The 23,392-nt window shown below is 33.9% G+C and carries 22 protein-coding genes; 8 read left to right on the top strand and 14 right to left on the bottom strand.

Features of this window, described 5'->3' with window-relative positions:
* Nucleotides 1-145 precede the first annotated feature (145 nt).
* The 6 genes from B0M43_RS14990 to B0M43_RS14965 all read right to left on the bottom strand — a co-directional run bounded on the left by B0M43_RS14990 (nucleotide 146) and on the right by B0M43_RS14965 (nucleotide 6,830).
* The gene (locus B0M43_RS14990) at nucleotides 146-793 is read right to left on the bottom strand and encodes a DUF5661 family protein (RefSeq protein WP_065449676.1); all 648 of its coding nucleotides are present in this window, start codon (nucleotides 791-793) and stop codon (nucleotides 146-148) included.
* Nucleotides 794-880: 87 nt separating this feature from the next.
* Nucleotides 881-1,042: a DUF1328 family protein gene (locus B0M43_RS14985; protein ID WP_078007499.1), complete on the bottom strand. Its 162-nt coding sequence runs from the start codon at nucleotides 1,040-1,042 to the stop codon at nucleotides 881-883.
* A gap of 109 nt (nucleotides 1,043-1,151) precedes the next feature.
* Nucleotides 1,152-2,237 carry a DNA topoisomerase IB gene (locus tag B0M43_RS14980; protein WP_078007500.1) on the bottom strand — a complete coding sequence of 362 codons (1,086 nt, stop codon included), beginning with the start codon at nucleotides 2,235-2,237 and terminating at the stop codon, nucleotides 1,152-1,154.
* A 134-nt stretch (nucleotides 2,238-2,371) separates the two neighbouring features.
* Nucleotides 2,372-2,611, bottom strand: a complete 240-nt coding sequence (locus B0M43_RS14975) for a Rho termination factor (RefSeq protein WP_065449674.1) — start codon at nucleotides 2,609-2,611, stop codon at nucleotides 2,372-2,374.
* Between the two features lie 190 nt (nucleotides 2,612-2,801).
* Nucleotides 2,802-6,335 carry a T9SS type A sorting domain-containing protein gene (locus B0M43_RS14970; RefSeq protein ID WP_078007501.1) on the bottom strand — a complete coding sequence of 1,178 codons (3,534 nt, stop codon included), beginning with the start codon at nucleotides 6,333-6,335 and terminating at the stop codon, nucleotides 2,802-2,804.
* Between the two features lie 177 nt (nucleotides 6,336-6,512).
* Nucleotides 6,513-6,830, bottom strand: a complete 318-nt coding sequence (locus B0M43_RS14965; RefSeq protein ID WP_065449672.1) for a hypothetical protein — start codon at nucleotides 6,828-6,830, stop codon at nucleotides 6,513-6,515.
* Nucleotides 6,831-7,158: 328 nt separating this feature from the next.
* On the opposite strand from B0M43_RS14965, the gene B0M43_RS24450 reads away from it, so the two are divergent.
* On the top strand, nucleotides 7,159-7,308 hold the full coding sequence (locus tag B0M43_RS24450) for a hypothetical protein (protein ID WP_165606666.1): 150 nt from the start codon (nucleotides 7,159-7,161) through the stop codon (nucleotides 7,306-7,308).
* Nucleotides 7,309-7,406: 98 nt separating this feature from the next.
* On the opposite strand, the gene B0M43_RS14960 is transcribed toward B0M43_RS24450, so the two are convergent.
* Nucleotides 7,407-8,294 carry a hypothetical protein gene (locus tag B0M43_RS14960; protein ID WP_078007502.1) on the bottom strand — a complete coding sequence of 296 codons (888 nt, stop codon included), beginning with the start codon at nucleotides 8,292-8,294 and terminating at the stop codon, nucleotides 7,407-7,409.
* A gap of 175 nt (nucleotides 8,295-8,469) precedes the next feature.
* Here B0M43_RS14960 and B0M43_RS14955 point away from each other — a divergent pair, with 175 nt between their 5' ends.
* Nucleotides 8,470-9,057, top strand: a complete 588-nt coding sequence (locus B0M43_RS14955; protein ID WP_065449670.1) for a DUF4142 domain-containing protein — start codon at nucleotides 8,470-8,472, stop codon at nucleotides 9,055-9,057.
* Nucleotides 9,058-9,354: 297 nt separating this feature from the next.
* Here the strand turns inward: B0M43_RS14955 and B0M43_RS14950 are convergent, their stop codons facing one another.
* The 6 genes from B0M43_RS14950 to B0M43_RS14925 all read right to left on the bottom strand — a co-directional run bounded on the left by B0M43_RS14950 (nucleotide 9,355) and on the right by B0M43_RS14925 (nucleotide 15,176).
* Nucleotides 9,355-10,713 carry an amidohydrolase gene (locus B0M43_RS14950; RefSeq protein ID WP_078007503.1) on the bottom strand — a complete coding sequence of 453 codons (1,359 nt, stop codon included), beginning with the start codon at nucleotides 10,711-10,713 and terminating at the stop codon, nucleotides 9,355-9,357.
* Between the two features lie 137 nt (nucleotides 10,714-10,850).
* Complete coding sequence (locus B0M43_RS14945; RefSeq protein WP_078007504.1) at nucleotides 10,851-11,699, bottom strand: AraC family transcriptional regulator; 849 nt, start codon at nucleotides 11,697-11,699, stop codon at nucleotides 10,851-10,853.
* A gap of 251 nt (nucleotides 11,700-11,950) precedes the next feature.
* The gene (locus B0M43_RS14940; protein ID WP_078007505.1) at nucleotides 11,951-13,003 is read right to left on the bottom strand and encodes an NAD(P)-dependent alcohol dehydrogenase; all 1,053 of its coding nucleotides are present in this window, start codon (nucleotides 13,001-13,003) and stop codon (nucleotides 11,951-11,953) included.
* A gap of 201 nt (nucleotides 13,004-13,204) precedes the next feature.
* On the bottom strand, nucleotides 13,205-13,609 hold the full coding sequence (locus B0M43_RS14935) for a cupin domain-containing protein (protein WP_078007506.1): 405 nt from the start codon (nucleotides 13,607-13,609) through the stop codon (nucleotides 13,205-13,207).
* Nucleotides 13,610-13,702: 93 nt separating this feature from the next.
* On the bottom strand, nucleotides 13,703-14,119 hold the full coding sequence (locus B0M43_RS14930; protein ID WP_078007507.1) for a cupin domain-containing protein: 417 nt from the start codon (nucleotides 14,117-14,119) through the stop codon (nucleotides 13,703-13,705).
* A gap of 187 nt (nucleotides 14,120-14,306) precedes the next feature.
* Nucleotides 14,307-15,176, bottom strand: coding sequence for an AraC family transcriptional regulator (locus tag B0M43_RS14925; RefSeq protein ID WP_065449664.1), 870 nt, complete (start codon nucleotides 15,174-15,176; stop codon nucleotides 14,307-14,309).
* A gap of 369 nt (nucleotides 15,177-15,545) precedes the next feature.
* Between B0M43_RS14925 and B0M43_RS14920 the strand changes: the two genes are divergently transcribed.
* Both B0M43_RS14920 and B0M43_RS14915 read left to right on the top strand, forming a co-directional pair.
* A complete protein-coding gene (locus B0M43_RS14920) occupies nucleotides 15,546-16,136 on the top strand; it encodes a TetR/AcrR family transcriptional regulator (RefSeq protein WP_078007508.1) in 591 nt (196 codons plus the stop codon).
* A gap of 73 nt (nucleotides 16,137-16,209) precedes the next feature.
* Nucleotides 16,210-16,659 carry a PaaI family thioesterase gene (locus B0M43_RS14915; protein WP_078007509.1) on the top strand — a complete coding sequence of 150 codons (450 nt, stop codon included), beginning with the start codon at nucleotides 16,210-16,212 and terminating at the stop codon, nucleotides 16,657-16,659.
* Between the two features lie 132 nt (nucleotides 16,660-16,791).
* Here B0M43_RS14915 and galA read toward each other — a convergent pair whose 3' ends face one another.
* The gene (gene galA, locus B0M43_RS14910) at nucleotides 16,792-19,626 is read right to left on the bottom strand and encodes a beta-galactosidase GalA (protein WP_078007510.1); all 2,835 of its coding nucleotides are present in this window, start codon (nucleotides 19,624-19,626) and stop codon (nucleotides 16,792-16,794) included.
* A 210-nt stretch (nucleotides 19,627-19,836) separates the two neighbouring features.
* Here galA and B0M43_RS14905 point away from each other — a divergent pair, with 210 nt between their 5' ends.
* From B0M43_RS14905 to lpdA, 4 genes are all read left to right on the top strand, one after another.
* Complete coding sequence (locus B0M43_RS14905; protein ID WP_078007511.1) at nucleotides 19,837-20,226, top strand: hypothetical protein; 390 nt, start codon at nucleotides 19,837-19,839, stop codon at nucleotides 20,224-20,226.
* Nucleotides 20,227-20,261: 35 nt separating this feature from the next.
* Complete coding sequence (locus tag B0M43_RS14900; protein WP_078007512.1) at nucleotides 20,262-21,128, top strand: chromate resistance protein ChrB domain-containing protein; 867 nt, start codon at nucleotides 20,262-20,264, stop codon at nucleotides 21,126-21,128.
* Between the two features lie 56 nt (nucleotides 21,129-21,184).
* A complete protein-coding gene (locus B0M43_RS14895; protein ID WP_078007513.1) occupies nucleotides 21,185-21,685 on the top strand; it encodes a hypothetical protein in 501 nt (166 codons plus the stop codon).
* 172 nt (nucleotides 21,686-21,857) lie between these two features.
* A complete protein-coding gene (gene lpdA, locus B0M43_RS14890) occupies nucleotides 21,858-23,264 on the top strand; it encodes a dihydrolipoyl dehydrogenase (RefSeq protein WP_078007514.1) in 1,407 nt (468 codons plus the stop codon).
* Nucleotides 23,265-23,392: the final 128 nt, after the last annotated feature.

Below are 23,392 nucleotides of genomic sequence, written 5' to 3'. Positions count from 1 at the left end.
ACAAAGGTTCAAAGAAATAAAGATTCAAAGTTTAAAAGCTTTGTTGTTTTATTTCTTTGAACCTTTATTTTACAGTATATTCTTTGCCCTATATTCTTTGTATATTCTTTGTTCTTTGTTCTTTGTTCTTTCTTCTTTTTAAACCTTAATCTCCAATAATTTCCAAAACGGGAATATCATCCATTTTTTCCAGACGTTCTGCCAGTCCTGCCCTTGCCTCTTTTAATTCTTCTTCGGCTTTTATCAGTTCGTCTAATAATTTGTCTTTACCGGTTTGTACTTTTTCCATTTTACGCATGATTTCGTAAATTTCACCTTCAGCTTCCATTACTTTCAATCTTTTGTAATATGTCAAACTTTCGGTCATATGTGCCAATGCGATCATAGCCGTTAAAAACGGATGATTATTGGTTACATTAACATCTTTAATTTTCCCGTGTTCGAGTTCCACTTTCAATGCAAAAGCAAATTCTTCCATATTAAAAGCTTCGTATTTGCTTGTTGGATTTAAATATGCTTTAATCGACTCAACATTGTTCATCGTAGACAAATCGACAGCAGTTTCTTTTTGATCGTTTAAATCGTTAAAAACAACGTTTCCTATCGCTCTTGCTTCGGCCACAGTAGGATCATTTTCCGGATTATCGAAATCGCGTGTCGACCAATCCCAATTTTCAGGATGAACAGGTTTTATATATTTTTCACAGAAATCTGTTACATCGTTTTTTAAGCTTACCATCTCATCATCTCTTTTGATGTATACATCCTGATAAGCACCGCTTTTAGTTCCCATAATTTTTTTTTATTTTTTTTGAAAATGCAAACGACACATTTACCGAGATATATGTGTCGTTTTTTACTTGTTATTTAATTTTGCTGACTAAATACTTTTTCTTCCGCTAATTAGAGATATAATGAATAAAACTAAGAATATGAAGAATAAAACTTTAGCGATACTTGCGGCTCCGGCGGCAATTCCACCAAAACCAAATATTCCGGCGATGATCGCAAGAATAACAAAAATGACTGTATAACGTAACATAAGCTTGTGATTTTAGTTAATAATGATTTTGTTTGTTACTCAAATTTCATACTTTTTAAAGAGATGTATTAACTCTAAACAATATTTTGTTAGCACAATCAAACCTGATTTACAACAAGTTGATCTGATAATTTTGAATTAATTCTGAAAAGGCGATTTCGCTGTGCGAAAAATGTTCTCTGTTGCTTCGGCATTTTTTTGCTCTGTCGAAATACTGCTCTATCGAACCATCTTCGTAGGTTGAAACCAATAAAGGATGAACGTAATAATTCTTGCATACATTTCTGGTATTTCCCAAAGCTTGAGCAGTGGTGTCAAAGGCGGATAAAATATTTTTCTTGATTTCTTTTTCGTCAGTTGTTGTACCAATTTCCATTAAGGTTTCAAAAAACACAATCGACGCAGCCCAGGTTCTAAAATCTTTAGCACTAAAATATTCTCCCGAAATTTCATGCAGATATTCGTTGACCATGTGGCTGTCTAATACTTTTCGTTCGCCGTTTTTATCATAATATTTAAAAACTTCCCAACCCGGGATTTCTTCACAACGACTAACCAATTTTATCAATTTTTTATTTCGGGTTGTAATGGTATGCTGTACTCCCTTTTTTCCTGTAAATTCAAATCGGAGTGAATTTTTATTGATGTTGATGTGGCGTTTTCTTAAAGTCGAAAGTCCGTATGATTTATTGTCTTTGGCATATTTTTCATTTCCAATTCTAATATGGGTTTCTTCCATTAAACGAATTACTAATGCTACCACTTTTTCTTTCGACCATTCTTTTTTTTCCAGATCTTCATCGACTTGTTTTCGAATCAAAGGCAATTTGGTTCCAAACTCGGCTATTTTATAAAACTTGGTTTGATTACGAATCAAATTCCATTTGGGATGGTATCTATATTGTTTTCGGTTTTTAATATCCAAACCTACCGCTTGCAAATGTCCGTTTGGAAGATCCGAAATCTGAACATTTACCCAGGCCGGCGGAAGCACCAGACTGCTAAAGCGTTTCAGTTCGCTTTTTCGCTTAATGCATCTTCCGTTTTTTTTATAAACAAAACCATCATCGCATTTGCATCGTTCTATAGGCAGCCTTTGATTATTGATGTAAACTAAATCTAATTTCTCAATCACCAAATGCGGTGTTTTGATCAATTGATTCATTAGTTTTTCGGTTTTTGCAGCTGCATTCATGGTCGTTTTGTTATTTATTAGCCACTCCCGATTGCTATCGGGATCAGGATGTAAAAGAGTTTATTTTCCGATATATTCTGTTTATCAATCCTATTGTGGCTTTTTATTTTATACTTTAATTATTGCTGTATTTTTTAATTATTTCGTAATGCCTGAACCAGATTTTTCTTGCTCATATAAGAACGTCCCGGGATTCCCACTTTCATGGCCTGTTGGTACAATTCGGCTTTAGTCCATTCATCATAAGGTTTTGCCCTTCCTCCTTTTTCACCTGCATCAGGCGTATTAGCGATTCGGGCTGCTTTTTCTTTGCTATAGCCTATTTCTAAAAGAGCTTGGTACTGTTTTTCGTTTTGAATTCTTGCATCTGGCATGACTGAAAAAATTTAAGGTTAATGATTTAGAAATATCTTATACCCAAAATTCTTCAAAAAGCAGGAATTCTCTGTTATATAATTCTTGGTTTTATTTTCATAATTAAATCTATGTGGGATATTTGTAGTAAAAAAAATCCCATTCTACAGCTGCAGAATGGGATTTTTACAATTTAAAAGAAAGCAGTTTTTAATTTTTAACCACTTTTATTGTTGTGCTTTTGTTGTTATTATCTGTTATGGTTATAAAATAAATTCCGTTTACTAAAGACGACAAATCAACACTATTACTTTGTTTTGAATTTAAAACAACTTGTCCTAAAGTATTATGAACTACCATTTTTTGTGTTGTATTTTCTCTTGACTGGACAGTAAACAATCCTTTGGTTGGATTTGGATACGCAATAATACTTTCGATGACAAAATCATCATTACCCAACTGTTTGTCTACAATTTTGGTACTCACTGTATTGGTTTTGATATCAGGATTATAATCAAAGAAAATAGCTGCGTCATTGTTAAAAATATCTCCCAGCGAAACATTTGATTTTGGTTTGATTTTATAAGCAATATACCCATTTGATGCTTCTTCGTTTGTTATAGCACTAGGCAAGTATATGGCATCAAAAGTAAAATCAGCTTCTTTACCATCTTTTATGGTTACGGTATTATTATGACTATAACTTTCAATTTTAAGAGTAGTCCAGTCCAGTTTATCATCTAAAAGATTTGAAACTCGAACTCTTTGTGCATACGAATTTCCTTTATTCTGAAAACGAATAATATAATGCAGATATTCATCGGCGTTGTCTATCAAAACCTCTTCTCCTTCTAATACTCGAATATCATTTGGATCATATGAGCCTACAACGATTTGCTTTAAAACATATTCGTTGTCAATAGGTTTAGTATCTGCAGGAACAGGCACCGCAAGATTAAAAGATAGTTTATCTCCTAAGGTTGTAGTAGGAATTGTAAAAACTTTAAAGGTTACATCAATCGTTTTTGTTTCAAATGCTTTCAAATCTTTATAAGCAAACTGAATCGTATTAGCTGTTTTTGAATCTATCTGGTTTCCTGAAGAAATAAATTCAAGTTTCGAATCATCAAATTTCAAGGATAACAAACCGCTTTTGACTTTTGTACCATTGTTGGTTACATGAATTTTATATTTTGATGTAAATCCCGGTCTTGGTTCTCCGTAAGGATACATTCTAATTTCTAAATCTTCAAATAATGAACTTGGTTCTAAACAAAAGTCTACTACTTCGTTTTGATTTTTGGCTGTAAATGTCGAGACATATTTAGAAGGTGTTGCAGGATATTCTTTTAGCGATGACACTACAGAAGTTGTGTAAGTATTGACATCTGCAATAAAATCATAAGTTCCGTCCTGTTTTGTAAATGTCGAAAATGTATTAGTTCCGTTTGATGTAGAAACCAATAATAACGGAGCTTTTGGATCATTACTGTCGCAGCTATTATTATCAATATCTAAACGAATTGTTCCGCGTATGGTGTTTTTAAAAGGTCCCAGGTTTTCATACCAGGCTATTTTATCCTCCTTGATATCAGCTGCATATTTATCCAAACGCCCATCTGCATTAAAATCAGCAAATGTATCGGGTGTTAAATTCATAGTCGTACTGGATAAAACCTTAGCAGGTGACATTTTTCCGGCACCTAAATTTTCATGCCATGTTGTAGCCGTTTCGGTTATCATATTGTATACAATATCAATATCTCCATCACTATCAGCATCATATAAAGATAATGTCGAAATTGCTTTTGCACTTGTAAATAAAATTTTACCTACTGCATAATTGCCTTTTCCGTCTAAGTTTTCGAACCAGCCAACATTTCTATTGCTATCACGATATACAAAATCAAGATCTTTATCATTATCTAAATCAGCCATATAAAGAATGTATACCTTTTCTTTAGTAATATCCTTAACATGTTCTGTGGTGAAATTTCCGGATCCGTCATTCTCATACCAAAATATTTTTCCATAATCTACTACAGCATAATCAATATTTCCGTCTTGATTAAAGTCCTCTATAAAACAATTATTAATATCAGATGTGCTGTTATATGGCAATGCTATTTTTTCTGCAAAAGCCCCTTTTCCTAAATTTTTAATTAAATATACTTTGTCTCTGCTTAAAGTAGCAATTACATCAATATTTCCATCTTTATTAACATCTGTAAAAAGTATGTACTTTGCATCTGAACCTGATGCAATAAGTCGCTGCTTCGAAAAATTTCCTGCTCCATCATTTTCAGACCAAAAAATGGAAACAACATCAGGAGAACCGTATACTAAACTTGTCGCCACTACATCTAAATCACCATCATTATCAATGTCCATAACAAAAAGATCACCAGGTATGTTTATCTCATCTGAGATAATAAATTGTTCTCCCGAAAAATCGCCTAAACCATTTGTGTTTTTATACCACGTAATTTTTTTATTATAAGATGTTGATACAATATCAATGTCTCCATCACCATCAAGATCTCCACTAACTATCTTATGAATTCCATAGGCATATTTCGAAACCTTTATTTCCTCAAAAACACCTTTTCCCTCAGTATTTTTAAAAAAAACAACATCATCGTTTAAAATAGCGACTACATCTTTGCTGCCATCGTTATTCATATCGCCTGCAGCAAAACTATAAAGGCGCGATGAAATCGATTTTATAATTTGTTCTGCCCCAAAAGTACCGGCGCCATTATTCTTAAACCAACTTACTTTATTTGCTTTGGTATAATAAAACAGAATGTCTTTTTTGCCATCTGCGTCAAAATCTGTTAATAAAATTCTATAAAACTCCGCATTATAGATTCCAGAAAATTCTGGTACATTCACTAAAAATTTAGCGCCACTAAATGTCCCTTTTCCATCTTTATTTTCGTACCATTTTATATCTACTGAACCTCCGTTGTCATAAACAAAAACAATATCCTGATCACCGTCATTATCAATATCCTCACCCAGAAATTTCTTCTCCATCGAAAAAGGGGTTATCGTGGCCAATGAAGTAAACGAACCGTCAGTTTGCTGTATAAATGTTTTTAAATGATTGGTATATCTAATCACCAGATCCGGCAATTTATCTCCATTGATATCTATTGCAGAAAAGCTCAAAAAATCTGTAATAAGAGTTGAAATCTTAAAATTACCGGAACCATCATTTTTTAAACAATTTAACCAACTGCTTGAATAATTATTTGCGGTCATAATAAGTATATCGAGATCATTGTCATTATCTATATCTATAATCTGATAAGCGCTTAAACCCGTATCGCTAATATTATTAGCCGCATAAATTAAAACAGGACTGCTAAAAGTTCCCTGCCCGTCTGTATTTTTTATCCAGTAAACACCATCGCCTTTGGCAGACCATTTTCCCGTAAAAACTACATCTAAAAATCCGTCTTTATTGACATCAAAAACATCAATTCTTCCTCCCGAAGCGTCTGAAATTGTTATAGGTTTGCTAAAATCACCTGATCCGTTTAGGTTTTTATACCAAACAATTTCATCGCCTGCAACGGTAACAATATCCAAAAAACCATCTCCGTTAATGTCCGCCGTGGCAACCGCCTGTGGATTTTGAGAACCAAAAGATTTATCTATTACAATATGTTCCTGATAACCATTTTGAGCTGATACGGCTGTGGTAATAAATAAAAAGAAGAGTAATTTTTTTTTCATAAGCTACTGAAGTTTTAGTGCGGATTCTTTTTGTTAAATTTCGACACGAACTTAGTAAATTAATATCAATTATCATTAAAAGACATGAAAAGTTCAACAGTTTTTAGATAACTCTTTACTTTTTGTTATATAAGCCTTGTAATTCCTAATTTGCAAATAGCTTTTGCAAAACTTCTGTTATATAGATTTTTTAATTTTTTCGATTAATTGTTTTTTAATCAAATCAAATTCAAAATCTCTTTCTGATGTATACAGATACAATATCAATCTCGCATTACTGTCTACTGCGCTTGTAACATCCGGAAAACTATTATTGATGAATTGTGTACTTTGAGAATTATATCCATTATAGGATCTGTCTATAAATAATTCTTTAGATTTTAAAGTCCAGTCTTCAATAGTAATGACATCTATTTCATTTTGATAATCTGCTAAAGCCTTATTGATAATTTCATCAATTTTACCCTTCTCTTTTTTAAAATCTATATTAATCATTTGTGGTTATTTTTGGGCGTTATGTTTTAGTCGTTATAAATATATACTATTGAACAAAACTTTTGATGTAAACTTTATAACTATCTTTTTGCTGAAAACGGTCAGACATGCGTTTTTGATTATTTAGATTTCCAACAAATTTATGCTCACTGGAGGCAACAGAAGTGCTCGAAGGCTTAAAAACAGGCTAAAAGCCTAATAATATTTAGCGTAATACAATGCAATAAGAACTCAATTAAGCGAGATAATCGTCCTGAAAGACAAAAGAAAATAAGTACTATATATTTTAAGAAAAGATGACTTTGTCAGAAAATAATAATATAATTTAATGAAGATTTTTTTGCGATTAGGCGTTCGCCCTTACAGGGCTAAAAAAAAGAATGTTCTTGTTCATAGTGCTTCGCACCATGCTATTGCTAAAGCTCTTTCAGAGCAACAAGTCTGCAATACCTATGTTTGGGAACAATTTGAATTGTAAATCTATTGTAGGGTTAAGTGTAAATATGTAAGATGCTCGCCAGCTGGGATTCAAACCTCTAAATTCATTACGCAATCAAGCCCAATCCAAAAAAACACTCAATCACATTTTACCTTTTTATAATCTCCCGTTTTATCATCATATTCCATACAGGTTTGCTTTATTAAAACCATTTTATTGTTTACTACTTTATATTCTGCAGTAATAACACTTCTGCCTGCACAACATTGGTTGTGTTCTGAAATTCTCTTTGTTTTGCTGTCAAATTGTAACGAAGTTCCGCTAAAACTGCTTTCAAAATATTTGCCTGTTGTAGGATTATATAAAAAATACAATCTTGAAGTGTTAGGGCCGGCATAACTGGATTCAAAAACAGAGAAATCTTCTATACCGTCAAAATTATAATCATCAACCATTATATTGTTTAGTCCCCATAACTGGCATTCTAATGCTATTTGCTGAATTAGCTTGTCTGTCTTTTTTTCCAGAATTTTAATTCCGGTTATCATGGGAGAATCATCTTTCTTTTTTGAAAGCACCAATTTAAAATATTTCCCCTTTAAAGAAACAGGCTGCAAAATTTCTTTATTTTTCCATTCAGAACCTGCATCGTCAATTTCAAACACTTTCACTAAACTAATTTGAAGTTCTTTATTTGTGTTTAAATCTTGCCACTTTCCTTCCAGCTTTTTGTTTTTGGAGTCGAAATTTTCAAAAATCAATTGTGCAGTTTCTTTACCATTTTTATCTTTTTCATAAAAGGTTAGTATTCCCTGTTTAAGAGTTCCGCTTATTTGAATTGGTGTATCGTAATTTGTATAAGCATAAATGGCATTTCCCGAACCTTCAGAATCAATATCAGTTATAAATTCTATTGGATATTTATCTATAAAGCCTGTATAAGTTATTTGTGCAGATAAATGAATGGAAACCAAAAGCAGGAATGCTGCGATAAATATTCTTGATACTTTATTGTTTGTGATCATAGGATAATTTGATTCGGTTAAAATGATATCGCTTTTTTGTTTTGCGAATATAATACTATTTGTATCACGTATTATTTGTTAAAATTCAAATCCTGTAACATTATCCAAAAATACTGTAAGACATTCTTCACACAATCTGAATAATTTTACATTATAACATTTAAACGATTAAATCATGAAAAAAATACTTTTAGCCGGAACAGCAATTTTAGGAGCAGGATTACTTATTTTATCTTTAAATTCTTGTAAAAATGAAAACAAACAAGAAGATCCTAAAGAAGTAGCGGAAGATGCAAACGAAGCAAAATTTGATACTATTAATAATAAAGAAGATGACTCTGAATTTTTAGTGGATCAGGCAGAAATTAATTTAGCCGAGATTGAACTTGGAAAATTAGCGCAACAAAAAGGTACTAATGCAGAAGTGAAAAAATTTGGTAAAATGCTTGTTGACGAGCATACTAAATCAGCATCTGAAGTAAGCGCTTTGGCAAAAGCTAAAAACTTTACTCTACCAACTTCTTTAACTGAAGACGGACAAGAAGAGTATAAAAAATTAAACGAAAAATCAGGTCTTGATTTTGATAAAAAATTCGTAGACATGATGATCGATGGTCACGAAAAAGCAATTGACAAATTGCAAAAAGCATCAAAAGATGCTACTGATAATGATGTTAAGCTTTGGGCATCGAATAATATAGCACCGCTAACCGCTCATTTAGAGCATGCGAAATTGCTAAAACAAAATTTAGATAAAAAATAAATTTAATTGGTTATTATTTATTTTCAAAAACCCCTCAAGAGTTGAATTGCTTGAGGGGTTTCTTTTTTTTAAGATTCTGAGAGGCTAAGATGCTAAGGTTCTAAGTTTTTCTTTTTAAGGCTCAACGGTTTTGTAGAGACGCACAGCAGTGCGTCTTTTTTATATAATCTAAATTATTTGACGCAATATTTTACGTTCGGAACTGCTTATATAACTTCGTAAGAATGATTTAATCGTTGAAATATTAAGAGGTTAAAAACTTAGAACCTTAGAATCTTAGCAACTTAGAACAGAACCTTAAAAAACATCCCCAGCTATCTTTCTTCCTTTATAAAAAACCCCTTCTCTTTTAGGTAAACGCGCTACGGCTTCGGCGGAACAACTTGCTTTTACTAATATAAAATTGGCTTCATTATCAACTGCGGGCCAAACGCGGGTTCCGGCATCGTTAAGTGGTAAAATTTCATCTTTTGTTTCGATGTGCAAAGCTCTGCTTAAATTATACTCGTCTGTCCAGCCGTAAAGCTGCGCACATAATTTTGCTTTTTCGAGCATATCACAAGTTCCGAAAGGCTGCCAGTGATCAACAATACTATCGGTTCCTGTCATTAGTTTTACGCCGTACTTCTTCAATGTTGGAATTGGCATTATCGTTTTCCCAATCGGAATTCCTGACACTACTCCTATTCCCAGATTTCCCATTTGTTCGGCGATTTTCTCGAGATCTTTTGCATCCATTTTGGCAAGCGCAAAACCGTGACTTATATAGGTTTTTCCTTGTAACTGTTTATTTTCTTCGGTTTTTTTAATCATGTATTCGATGGCCGCTTTACCAGATGGTATCGATTCATGCAAGTGTATGTCGACACCTTTATTATTATCAATTGCAATTTGAAACATGACATCAAGCGATTTCTCCATATTGCCATCGACATTTGTTGGGTCAAGTCCGCCTATAAAATCAATTCCCATCGAAGCCGCTTCTCTTAACAAAGGCTCACATTTTGAATATAAGATTCCGTGTTGCGGAAAAGCTACAATTTCAGATCCAAAATTATCTTTATTTTTATCTAAAGCTGCCTGCAAATGTTCGAGACTTTTTAGTCCGCTTACAGGATCGATATTACACTGGCAACGCGCAAAATAACTTCCCTGGCTTTGCATTAGTTTAATGGCTTCTTCGGCTTTATGCTGAGAATCCGGTAATAATTGCGGAATCAACTTTTGCTCCAGCGTAATCATATCTTTTACTGTATATCCTTTTCTTGGCGCTGCATTCCAGATTCCGCTGCCGTAGTACGTTTTATCAATATGAATGTGCATATCGCGCAATCCCGGAAGCATCAAAAATCCTTTGGCATCAACCGTTTTCAACTTCAAAGCCGACTTTCCTGTCGTTATACTTTTTATTTTACCATTGGCAATATGAATAGTATAAAGTGCAGTTTTAGTAGCAATTACTTCATTTTTATCGTTGTATTCAAAACCATCTTCTAATCGTACATTCATTAAAAGATATTCGTTTAAAGCTGTTTTGTTTTCTTCGGGTAAAACCTGCGCAACGGCATTTCCTCCAATTCCCGAAAATAAAGCGGCTCCGGTTGCTGCAGCTCCTAATCCTAAGAATTTTTTTCGGCTTATTGTATGCTCTTCCATAAATTATATTTTATCTTCTTTGAGTTTGTTATACGATTTTACAATAACACCCTAATAATCAACAGTATTATTACATTGCAAAAATCGTTATAAACTTAAAATGATAACGGTAATATTGCGGAGAAAGATGGTAAAAATTATAATTTTTTAAAATCACCCGGAGTTTTTCCGGCATATTTTTTAAAGACTTTGGTAAAATAAGTATTATCATTAAAACCAAGTTGGTAGCCGATTTCTTTTATAGACAAATCGGTACTGGTGAGCAAACGTTTGGCTTCAAGAATGGTTCTTTGTCTTATGACATCACTTGCCGGAACCTTTAAATATTTCTGCGAAAGGATATTAAGATAATTAGAGGTAATATTTAATTTATCAGCATAAAAATTTACCGAAGGTTCTTTACTAAAATAATCGTCAATTAAAACAGTAAATCCTTTTATTATTTTCTCAGGCTTGGTCGATGAATCGTGTTCAGGAAATTGATTCAAATATTGTTTTTGCAATAATTTGAGCAGTAAATGCAAACGCAGCAAAACTATTTCTTTGGTAAGTGTATCGTTATCAGATAATAGTAATTCTATTTCATGCAAATGACTTTTAAATTCCTCAAATTCATTTTTATCTAAAGAAAGACAAGACGGAACACTTTGCTCAAAAAAAGGAAGTTTTCCTAAATTCGAAAAAATACTAACCACATCCGCCGAAAGCATCAGCTGAAAACCCGAAGTATCTACATCAAGCGACCAGTTGTGAACTTGTCCGGGCCTGATAAAATATACCTGATAATCATTTACTGTATATTGCGTAAAATCGACATTGTGAAATCCAGAACCTTTCTCTACAAAAAATACCAGATAAAAGTCGTGCTTATGTGGCTGCTCGAATTCGTTTCTTCCTTTTACACTATGACGAAATAAAGTAATCCCCAAAGTCTCTTCTCCAAGTATATTGCCAACAGATAAAACAGGAATAGAATGTTTTTGCAAAAGAAAGAGATTTAGTTGTTCCGTTTCAAAATTAAATAATTAAATGATATAAGTTTTAAAAGAATAAAAAAAGGTCTGACATTATAAAGTCAGACCTTTTTAAGCATTTATTATAAACAATATTGTATTTAAACTTTGCGTCCTAGCGCCTTTGCGAGATTATTTTTTTTTAAGTTTAACTTAATGAAATTGAGCTAGCAAAAGCAAAGGCAAAAGTTTAAACTTAGAATCTCAGAACCTTAGTTCCTTAGTTACTTCAAAGAAGCCATATCAATTACAAAACGGTACTTAATATCTCCTTTTAATAATCTTTCGTAAGCATCGTTTACTTCGTTTACACCAATAATTTCGATGTCTGCCGTAATATTATGTTCTGCGCAGAAGTCAAGCATTTCCTGAGTTTCGGCAATTCCGCCAATATTGGAACCTGCAAAACTTCTTCTGCCTAATAAAAGACTAAATGACGTTACCGGAAGCGGTTCCATAGGAGCGCCAACTAATGTAAGAGTTCCATCTACTTTTAGTAAATTCAGATACGCATCTATATTGTGTTCCGCCGATACACAGTCTAAAATAAAGTTAAGCGATTTGGCATACTTCGCCATTTGTTCCGGATCTGTAGACAATACAACTTCATCGGCACCCAAACGTTTTGCATCTTCGGTCTTAGACAATGAGGTAGTAAAAACAACTACATGAGCACCCATTGCTTTCGCTAATTTGATTCCCATATGTCCTAAACCTCCAATACCAACGATACCCACTTTTTGTCCGGGACCCACTTTCCAGTGTTTAAGAGGAGAATAAGTTGTAATTCCGGCACATAATAAAGGAGCAACTCCTGCAAGATCTAATTTGTCTGAAATATGCAATACATAATTTTCATCGACTACGATACTTTGAGAATATCCTCCAAAAGTTTGGCCGCCTAAATGAACGTCAGGAGAATTGAACGTTAATGTGTTTCCAGGATCGCAAAATTGCTCTAATCCGTCTTTACAATGCTCACATTCTCTGCAAGAATCGACCATACAGCCTACTCCGGCCAAATCGCCGACTTTAAAACCTTTTACGTGGTCGCCGACTTTTGTTATGCGACCCACAATTTCATGTCCGGGAACTATTGGGTAAATAGTTCCGTGCCATTCGTTTCTCGCCGAGTGTAAATCGGAATGGCAGATGCCGCAATATAAAATTTCAATTTCTACGTCATGCGCTAATACCGCTCTACGCTGAATGTCTAATGTATGTAAAGGTGCTTCGGCAGCTTCTGTACCAAAGGCTTTTATGTTTTTTGTTTCCATTAAAAGTATTTTTTTAAAGTTTCAGGTTTAAAAAATGCCACGAAGGCGCTACGACACAAAGTTTTTTTTCTTTATGTTGCGTGAAAAAAAATATTTTTCGCTCAAAGTCGCAGAGTTGCAAAATTTTCTTTGTAAATATGTTTTTAAGATTCTCCGTTTTTTACTTAGTAACTCAGAATCTTAGCAACTCAGAAACTTAGACTATTTTCCAAAAGCAAAATACTCTTCATCGGTTACACTTTCTAACCAAATTCCTTTTCCTTTATCTATTTCTGTAATAATGCTAATGTGCGAAAATTTGCTAAAAGGTGTTGCGCCATACCAATGTTCTACGCCAGGTAAAATGGTAACCACCTCATCTTTATGAAGCAAACGAATCGCAGCACCTTTTTCCTGAAAATAGCCAATTCCGTCTGTTGCGATAAATAATTGTAAGCTTGCATTAATATGCCATTTGCATCTCGAACCGGGCTCAAAAGAAATTTCTTTAATTATGGTATTGTCCGGATGAATATTGCTGGTTTGTTTTTTATAAGAAACATTACCAGTCATGAAAGTATTAGGGATTTTTCCCTCTTCAATAGCAGAAGTATAAAGTGTTGACATAAATAGATTTTTTGAGATTGATTTTATTTAAATAAGATCTAACAAAACCGTTAATTAATGGTTAGATCTCGCCAAACAACACTTTTACTTTAGTTATTTAAAGCTATTGTATTGTTCGTCAGTTACTGGTTCAAGCCAGTCTACAATACCTTTTTCGGTATTGGTACTAATTGCAATGTGGGTAAATTCACTATCCGGAGAAGCTCCGTGCCAATGCTTTAGGTCGGGCGGAATGTTTACAACATCACCTGCGTGAAGCAACTGAATTGGTTTTCCTTCTTCCTGATAATATCCTGTTCCTTGTGTTACAATTAGAATTTGCCCGCCTGGATGTGTATGCCAATTGTTTCTTGCACCTGCTTCGAAAACTACATTACCCACTGCAGTATTTAAAACCGGATCATTTGGAACCAACATTTTCACCCATGCTTTTCCTGTAAAATAATCCGCTGAAGCCAGATCTCCTTTAGGAAAAATAGTTTCATTTAATTGATTTTCTGGTTCTTTCATAATTATTTTGTTTTGTATATCAGTGCTGGAAACTAAATCATAAAGCTAGAATGCGCTTTGTAGAAGTTATATTTAGTCAGCGAAAAACCGATAGAGGTTAATACTAATTATTTCAGGGCAAAAGTACTTTAGCAACGACAATCAGAAATAACAATATTCAAACAAAAAATTAAGAATATGAAACAATTTACGATCTCAACGATTTTGGTATGGTTCCCGTAAGTCTTTTGAAATAATTATTAAAATAACTCGGATATTCAAATCCAAGCGAATAGCCAATATCCGATATACTCCAATCTGTGTGTTGCAGCAATGCTTTGGCTTCGCCAATGATTCTCTCCGTAATATGGGCTGTTGTTGGCTTTCCGGTAATTTCTTTTACAGAACGGTTCAAATGATTTACGTGTACAGCCAGACTTTGTGCATAATCCTGAGGCGTTTTTAACGCCAGGGGTTCATTTTTTGTTTCTATAGGAAATTGTCTTTCGAGTAATTCTAAAAATAATGAGGTAATTCTCGAAGAGGCATTTTTATGTTTAAAGAAATTTTCTGTAGGCTGCATTTTCATCGATTCATGAATAATCAGGTTGACATAGCTGCGCATCAAATCATCTTTAAAAACATAATCGGTTTCATATTCCTGAATCATTTTCTCAAACAATGAATCTATAAACAGCTTTTGTTCAGTATTTAAAGAAAAAATGGGCGTGCCTCCTATTTTAAACAAAGGCGATTCATGAAGTGTTTCTGATCGGTCTTTTGCTTTTAGAAATTCTTCTGTAAAAACACAGGCATAACCTTCGTATCCTTCAGAAATAGTTTCCCAGGAATAGGGAATAATCGGATTACCGAAAAACAGAATCGTTCCGTCGGTTTCTATTCCGCGGTCAGCATATTGTATAACACTTTTACTGGTATTAATGCAAATCTTATAAAAATCCCTGCGGCTGTAAACCGGAATTTTACTTTGATCTCCGTTTATCTGATATACTTTAAAACCTTTCAGCTTTAAATCTGAAGTAAAATCGCAATTCTGAGTTTCTGTCTGATTATTCATTTTGCAAAGTTATGAAAATCAAATAAAAAAAATAGTTTCCGGTTTTATTTTGTTTCAGGTTTGAAATGAGAATAAAAGTTAACCATAGAGTTACACAAAGTTTTTCGCAAAGTTTTTCGCAAAGTTTCGCAAAGTTTTTTATCCACAGATTAAAAGATTAGCACAGATTTTCGACATCTTTTTAATCTGTGATTATTCTTTTTATTTTCATTCTCTGTGAATCTTTGTGAAAAACTTTGTGTAACTCTGTGGTAAAAATAATCTGCTTTAATTTTCAATACAATACAGAGAAAACCTCAAACAAAATAACTCGCCAAAACATTGTAAAATTATACCAATCGGTATATATTTGTGTTTAAATTACCAATTATGAGTAAAGCTGAAAGAACAAAGAATTTTATTATCGAGAAAACGGCTCCTCTTTTTAATATGAAGGGATACAGCGGCACTTCTATAAGTGATATTACTGCAGCAACCGGACTTACAAAAGGAAGTATTTATGGCAATTTCGAAAATAAAGATGAAGTGGCAATTGCTGCTTTTAAATTTAATGTAAAAGAGCTTCAGGATATTTTTGCCAGCGAAATAGAAAAGCAAACTACTTATAAAGACAAATTATTGGTATACCCACGATTGTATTCTGATTATTACGACTTACTGGTTACAAAAGGCGGCTGCCCTATTATTAATACCGCTACAGAAGCTGACGACACACATCCTCTTTTGAGAAAAAAAGTCGAAAATACCATTCTTGCCTGGAAAGATAAACTCGCCTACTTTATCGAACAAGGAATTGTAGCAGGAGAATTTAAAGCCAAAAATATTGATTCTGAGAAAACAGCATTAACCATAATCGCTATTATCGAAGGTGCTGTAATGATTGCTAAAATCACCGGAAATTCTTCGAACTTATCTAACATCATGCTTTCATTAACTAAAATCATCGACGACTTAGAATAAAAGTAATCAGTAAAAATTGATTTTTTTTGAATAAAAATATACCGATCAGTATTAAAATATAAATATAAACTTAATGGAAAAACTAACGAGATTACAAGTATTGCAAGATCATATTGACAGAGAATTTATAGCATCTCCATCGCCTTTTATGCTTTGGATGAAACCTATAGTAGTCGTTGCCGAAGAAGGCACGGTTACTTTTAAATATTTAGTCCGCGAGGAAATGTCGAATCCGGTAAAGAGCCTGCACGGTGGGGTTACGGCTGCTATTGCCGATGATTGCATTGGCGCGACAATGTTTTCTCTTAATGAAGAAACTTTTTACACGACTATAAATCTTGTTGTAGATTACTTTGCTCCTGCTTTTGTTGGAGATACGATTCTGGCAAAGACGGCTATTATTAGAAAAGGAAAACAAATCGTAAATGCGCAATGCGAAATCTGGAATAAGGATCAAACGAGATTAATTGCAAGGGCCACTTCTAATCTTCTCAAAACTAATATTGTCAAGAAAGAATTGTAACTGATTTTTTTTAATCTTCTTTAATAAAGGCTTGATTTTTTAAACGCGCAGAAACATAGATTGATAGAAACAAATTTATTTCTTTATCCTTTTTAACTATCAATCTATGTCTCTGCGTATAAAATTATATTCCTAGTTTTTCTTTTGATTAATATTCAAAACAGCCGGCTTTAATCCTTTGGCGGAAGCCGATAAAACAACTTCGCTTCTGCTTTCATTTTTCTGAACAATGATTTGAGCATAACCGTTAAACAATTTACGTTTCCAAGGTTCTGATGGCGTTATTACTCTGATAATTCCTGGATCTGTATTCATAACATCCCAATCTTTTACTTTTTGCAAAGGCGAAGCCCTGATTGTTATGATATTGCTTCCTTCTTTTAAAACCGATTTGTTAAGATGGTATTTTTGAGGATCATCTGTATTGGCAGTAACCAAATTTCCATTTACAAACACCGATTCGTTTACGCCAATTTTTTTATAAAAGAAATCAACACTATTTGATTGTAAATTATTTTTCAACTCAAATTTTCCTCTGTAAATATATGCCGAAGCCTGATTTTTATAATCTCTGTCTTTAAAAGCTTCCTTCCATGCATTCGATTCATCCAAAGCAGACTGATTTGCATTATCAACATATGCCTGTTTTCTTTCTTCAAAATTAGTAATAGGAACAAGAGTAATATCATCAATAAACTGATCTTTTTCTAATGAGGTTGGATCACCATTTCCTACGCCCAAAATTTTTCCGCCTTTAATATCAAATGTAATCTCATCATTTGCCGTTGGAATGTGCAACCCTTTTTTATCCAAAACTTCAACCGTTATTACGGAAACATTTGCATTTGAAGGATTTTCAGCATCTGCAGAAAGTTTAATGTTTTCAGCATTTCCGGTTGTTTTTTGAATATCGGTCACAATTTTTTTGCCGTTTTTATATCCAATGGCTTCCAGCGTTCCGGGTGTATAGTTTACTTTCCATTCTAAATGGCCGTATTGTTCCATTTTCTTTTTTCCTAAGCTCTTTTTATTCAGGAAAAGCTCTACCTCATCACAATTCGAATGTACCCAAACGTCAATTTGTTTACCTTCCATTCCACTCCAGTTCCAATGTGGCATGATATGCAGAACAGGCGTACTTCCCCACCATGATTTTAGATAAAATACATTGTCTTTCGGGAAACCGCAAACATCCATCATCCCAAAATAAGATGTCACCGAGGGCCATCCATAAGGCGTTGGTTCTCCGCGATAATCAAAACCGGTCCAGATAAACATTCCTGCTAAATAAGGTCTTGAGGCATAAAACTTCCAGCCTTCTTCGATACTATAAAAAGTTGGACGGGGTTTCTTGTCATACGCACTTTGGTAATGTTTGGCATCATCTGTAAAATAAATTCCTCTGGTTGCAAATGTAGAACCTTCTTCCGTTCCCATTCCGGGTTGATTTTTAAACTCATTTCTATGGGCATCGATATCGCCGTTGCCCATATAATTATAGCCCATAATCTCGACTACAGACGAAATACCACTTTTAAAACCACTGCTGATTCCAACAGTTACAGGTCTTGTAGCGTCTAAACTTTTTGCAAATTCCTGCATCACATTCGTAATGCGTTCGCCCAAGATTCCGCCTTCAATATTCCATTCCTCATTTCCTACCGACCAGCAAATAATACTGGGATGATTGCGATCGCGCTCGATTAAACGTTTTAAATCATTGAGATGATAATCATTAATTCCCATTAAACGGGTTTCATCAATTACCAGCATTCCAAGTTCATCACAGGCTTTTAGTAATTCGGGCGTTGGCGGATGGTGCGAACATCGATACGCATTCGAACCCATTTCTTTCAGCTTTTTTATACGGTAATATTGCAATTCATCCGGCAACGCAGTTCCTATTCCGGCATGATCCTGATGATTATTGGTACCTTTTAGTTTTATAGCTTTTCCGTTAAGAAAAAAACCTTTTTCAGGATCAAATTTGATTGTTCTGATTCCGAAACTCGTTTCATAACTGTCTATTAATTTTCCGTCTTTTCTAATTTGAGTAATCAAACGATATAAATTAGGACTTTCAATATCCCATAAAAGTGGATTTTTCACAGTCAATTTTAAAATATAATTACCTGTTTTATAAAATTCAGGCGCATTTACATCTTCAAAAGAAAATCCAACTTGTTTGCTTTCACGATCAAAAATCGTCTGAACAACTTCAATCGGACCTTTATAATTACCTTTGTTTTCAATGGTTACATTAGCAGTAACTTCTGCCAAATTTTCTTTAATTTCAGATGTTACATAAGTTCCGTTTTGAGCAATATGAATTGGGTTTGTTTTTTGCAGATAAACATGTCTGTAAATTCCCGCGCCTTCGTAAAACCAGCCTTCTTCCATCGAAGCGTCTGCGCGAACAACGATTGTATTTTCGCCACCATAATTTACATAGGCCGTCACATCATATTCAAAACCATTATAACCGCTTTCTTCTGTTCCCAGGAAATAGCCGTTAAAAAATACTTTCGAATTTCTAAAAACACCATCAAATTTCAGCGAGATAATTTTTCCCTGATCGTTCTGCGGAATATTGATTTTTTTTCGATACCAGCCAATACTTTTTTCAGGAAAACCTTTTCCTGCGGTTTTAAATCCGTGGCTGAAACTGCCTTTTTCGCTAAATTCCTGTTCAACAGCCCAATCGTGTGGCAGATCTAGTTTTCGCCAGGCACGGTCATCAAAATCTTTGGCTGCCGGTCCGTCTCCAAATCCGGTTTTGGTTAAGTATGAAAAATAACCTTCGGCATGACCGAAATCTTTTTTAGTATCATATAAATGGCCCAACGAAAAACGCCAGTCTTTATCGATTAAAATTAATTCCCGATCTGATTTGTTTTGAGCGAATGAGGCAATAGATATCAAAAAGATAAAATACAATAGTATTTCTTTGGCAGAAGTAGTTTTCATAAAAATGTGGTTAGCTAGCAGCGATAAAAATATTGTTTTTAAACCTATTAAAATAATAGTATTTTATCAAAATATGATCGTATATACTTTTATACTTATGTTGAAAATTAGACTATAAAAAATTTAGAATCATTCTACGCGCTATCCTGTGTTAAATTATTGTCTTTTAATGTAATTTTATCTTGAATTTCAACTAAAAAAAGTATTATCATGAGTGTTATTAAAGACGAAAATACGCTTCTTAATACTATTAAGCGCATTGACCAAAAAATCGATAAACTAAATGATCAAAAAATAATTGCCTTTTTTGAATCACTTGGCTTAACAGAAAGAGAAGATATCCCGCCGGCGACAGATTTCCTGAAATGGGAAACCATACTTGTTGTTGTGCCCAACAGACATATATCGCACGAATTAAAGTATTATAAATATTCGATTGCAAGGCTTTCATTTGTTACCAACCCGAATGCAAAAAAAATTCATCTTTTTGATTTTAAAGAATGGCAAAACATCACCCGAAACAAAACCCAGTTTCAGGTTAGAGAATTGCTGAAGAATAATTTTGGCGGTGAAAAAAATCATGAAGAGAGATTAAATTGATAATTTTGATTTATACAATTTAATAAATAAGCGCAATGAAATGGATTACCAGAGAACGACCTAAAATTGACAGAATAGCAAGTCCCTGGTTAATCAAAAAGTTTGTTGATCCTGAAGCCGAATTTATTTATGTCCCGTTTGATGAAGTTTTAACTAAAGCTGTAGCTTTAGAAGCTATTCCATTTGATATTCCTGATGTCGAATTTACGCATTATAATGATGAATGCACTTTTGATTACATCATTAAAAAATATCAAATTAAAGATCCGGCTGTTTTAATAATGTCTAAAATTGTCCGCGGTGCCGATACAGACCAACATGATATTGCCAAAGAATCTGCGGGACTTTGGGCCATTTCTGCCGGACTTTCGCATAATATTACAGATGATTCTGAATTATTAAAAAACGGAACGATTCTTTACGATGCACTTTATAGCTGGGCGACGCATCTTTACAAACAAAATCATTTACAAAATAGCCCTTTCGAAAGTTTACTTCATGAAGTTTATAACAAATTTTTAAACGAAAAAAAGTCAAACAAAAAAACACCTTCTTGGGTCAAAGATTTAAAAGAGATTATTCAGGATCAAATAGACGCTCAGTTTACTTTTGATTTAAAGAAAATCTCCAGCGATTTAGAACTAAACCCTTCTTATTTATCACGTGAATTTTCGAAATATTTTGAAGATTTAAATTTTGGTGAATATGTTCGAAAATTACGAATTGAAAAAGCCATAAATCTGATTCAGAATTCGAATTATACACTTACTGAAATTGCTTACATGACGGGCTTTTCAGACCAAAGTCACTTTACCAGAATTTTCAAAGTGCATACCGGTAAAAATCCGTCTTCGTATCGAAAAAATGCCTTGAAAAGTAATCCAGATACAAAAGGTAAATAGCATTCTATTTATCATTATAAAGTCGTGATAGTTTTGTATTTCTAAACCAAACTATTATGAATTCGTTGAAACATTTTTTTATTTTAATTCTGATTGCATCAAAATCAGCTTCATTTGCTCAAACTACTTATCCAAAAATTACCGGCTATTTTGGGGTTCTTCACCCTATTGTAACGATTAGTAATGAACAAACCAACCTTAATTTCAGGGATTATTACGCTGTAGGTTTCCCAACCGGAATAAACATCTGGAAAAGCTCTAAAATAGGATTTTCTTTTGAAATTGTTCCCAATATAAAAGCCGAAGACGGACATGATAAAGTCACTAATATTTTATTTCATCCCGGAGTATTAATCGCTTTAGGAAAAGGCTACACTTTTGCAGGAAGAGCTGCTTTTGAAAGCGGCGGAAGATATGGTTTCACACCCGTTATTAATAAAACGGTTATAAAAAATGAAAATTGCAGCTATTTTGTTGCCGTTCCTTTTCCAGTTCGATTTGGAAACGATCATCCTGCGACTTTTACAGTTGGCTTTCAATTTGGAATTGCTTTTTAAACACCACTAAGTCAACAGATTAATCATCAAAAAAAAGACAAACTCCCTTCCTTAATAAAATATAATTCCTTATATTTCAGACACTTAAAACAAGACTAACAATTACTTATAATACAGGAGTAATTGTGCAGTCTGCATAGTTCTTTTGAAAATATAACTAATCTTTTATTCTATGGAAACAAAGTTTGATATTATTGTTATTGGTTCAGGGCCTGGCGGATATGCATCGGCCATTAGATGTTCGCAATTGGGTTATAAAACGGCTATCGTCGAAAAATACAAAGCACTAGGCGGTACTTGTACGAATGTAGGTTGCATCCCTACAAAAGCACTTCTTGACAGCACAGAACATTATCATGAAGCTGCAACCAAATTTGCCACTCACGGCATCATAACAGGAAAATTAAGTCTCGACTTTCCACAATTCATCAAAAGAAAATCAGAAGTTGTAGAGCAAAATATTGCAGGACTGAACTTTTTGATGAAGAAGAATAAAATTGAAGTTTTTGAAGGATTTGCTTCTTTTTTGAATGATAAAGAAATTAATGTAAAAGCAACAGACGGTTCCTCCTCTACTATTTCCGCTATGCATTATATTATTGCAACAGGCTCGAAACCAGCTACAATTCCCGGAGTCGAAATCGATAAAAAACGAATTATAACTTCGACTGAAGCACTTTCTCTTCCTGATAAACCCAAAACAATGGTCATTATTGGCGGCGGTGTAATTGGCGTAGAAATGGCTTCTATTTATGCCCGAATTGGAGTTGAAGTTACCATAATTGAATATGCCGACAGCCTGATCCCTACAATGGATAAAGAACTGGGAAAAGAACTCAAAAAGATATTCTCTAAGCAAAATATCAAGATTTTGCTTAGTCATAAAGTACAATCGGCTAAAAATAACGGCAAAAATGCAACGGTTACTTTTCTTGATACTGCAAATGCCGCACAAGAAATTACTGCCGATTATTGTCTGGTTGCCGTGGGAAGAAAGCCGTATACTGAAGGATTAGGATTAGAAAATACTCCAGTAGAAGTAGATACTAAAGGCCGAATTGTAACCAATGAAAAACTGCAAACCAAAGCCGAAAATATTTATGCTATTGGCGATGTGGTTGCCGGAGCCATGCTCGCGCATAAAGCAGAGGAAGAAGGAATATTTGTAGCCGAAACGATCAACGGACAAAAACCACACATTAATTACAGATTGATTCCGGGAGTGGTTTATACATGGCCGGAAGTTGCTTCTGTAGGCTATACCGAAGAAGAACTGAAAGAAAAAGGAATTGAATATCGTGTAGGGAAATTTCCGTTTTCGGCAAGTGCCAGAGCGAGGGCCGCTTTAGAAAAAGACGGTTTCTCGAAAGTACTTTCAGACCCTAAATACGGCGAACTTTTAGGTATGCACATCATTGGCCCACGAGCCGCTGATCTCATTGCGCAAGGCGTTATAGGAATGGAATATGAAGTAACAGACGAAGATATGTTCAGAATTTCATATGCGCACCCCACCTACTCTGAAACCCTGAAAGAAGCCTATATGATTGCATCGGGACAAGGAGCTATAAATATTTAAAAATTTGTTTCAGGTTTTCTTTGTTTCAGGTTTCAGGTTTGAAATGAGAACACAAATTTAACCGCACAGCATGCAAGATTCACGGCAAGGTTCGGTAAATTTTTTTAATCTCGCAAAGGCGCCAATTT

Origin of the sequence: Flavobacterium sp. KBS0721, from assembly GCF_002007065.3 — a bacterium.
Lineage (GTDB): Bacteria > Bacteroidota > Bacteroidia > Flavobacteriales > Flavobacteriaceae > Flavobacterium > Flavobacterium piscis.
Note: the sequence above shows the minus strand (reverse complement) of the source record. Positions and strands in the feature narration are given on the sequence as shown.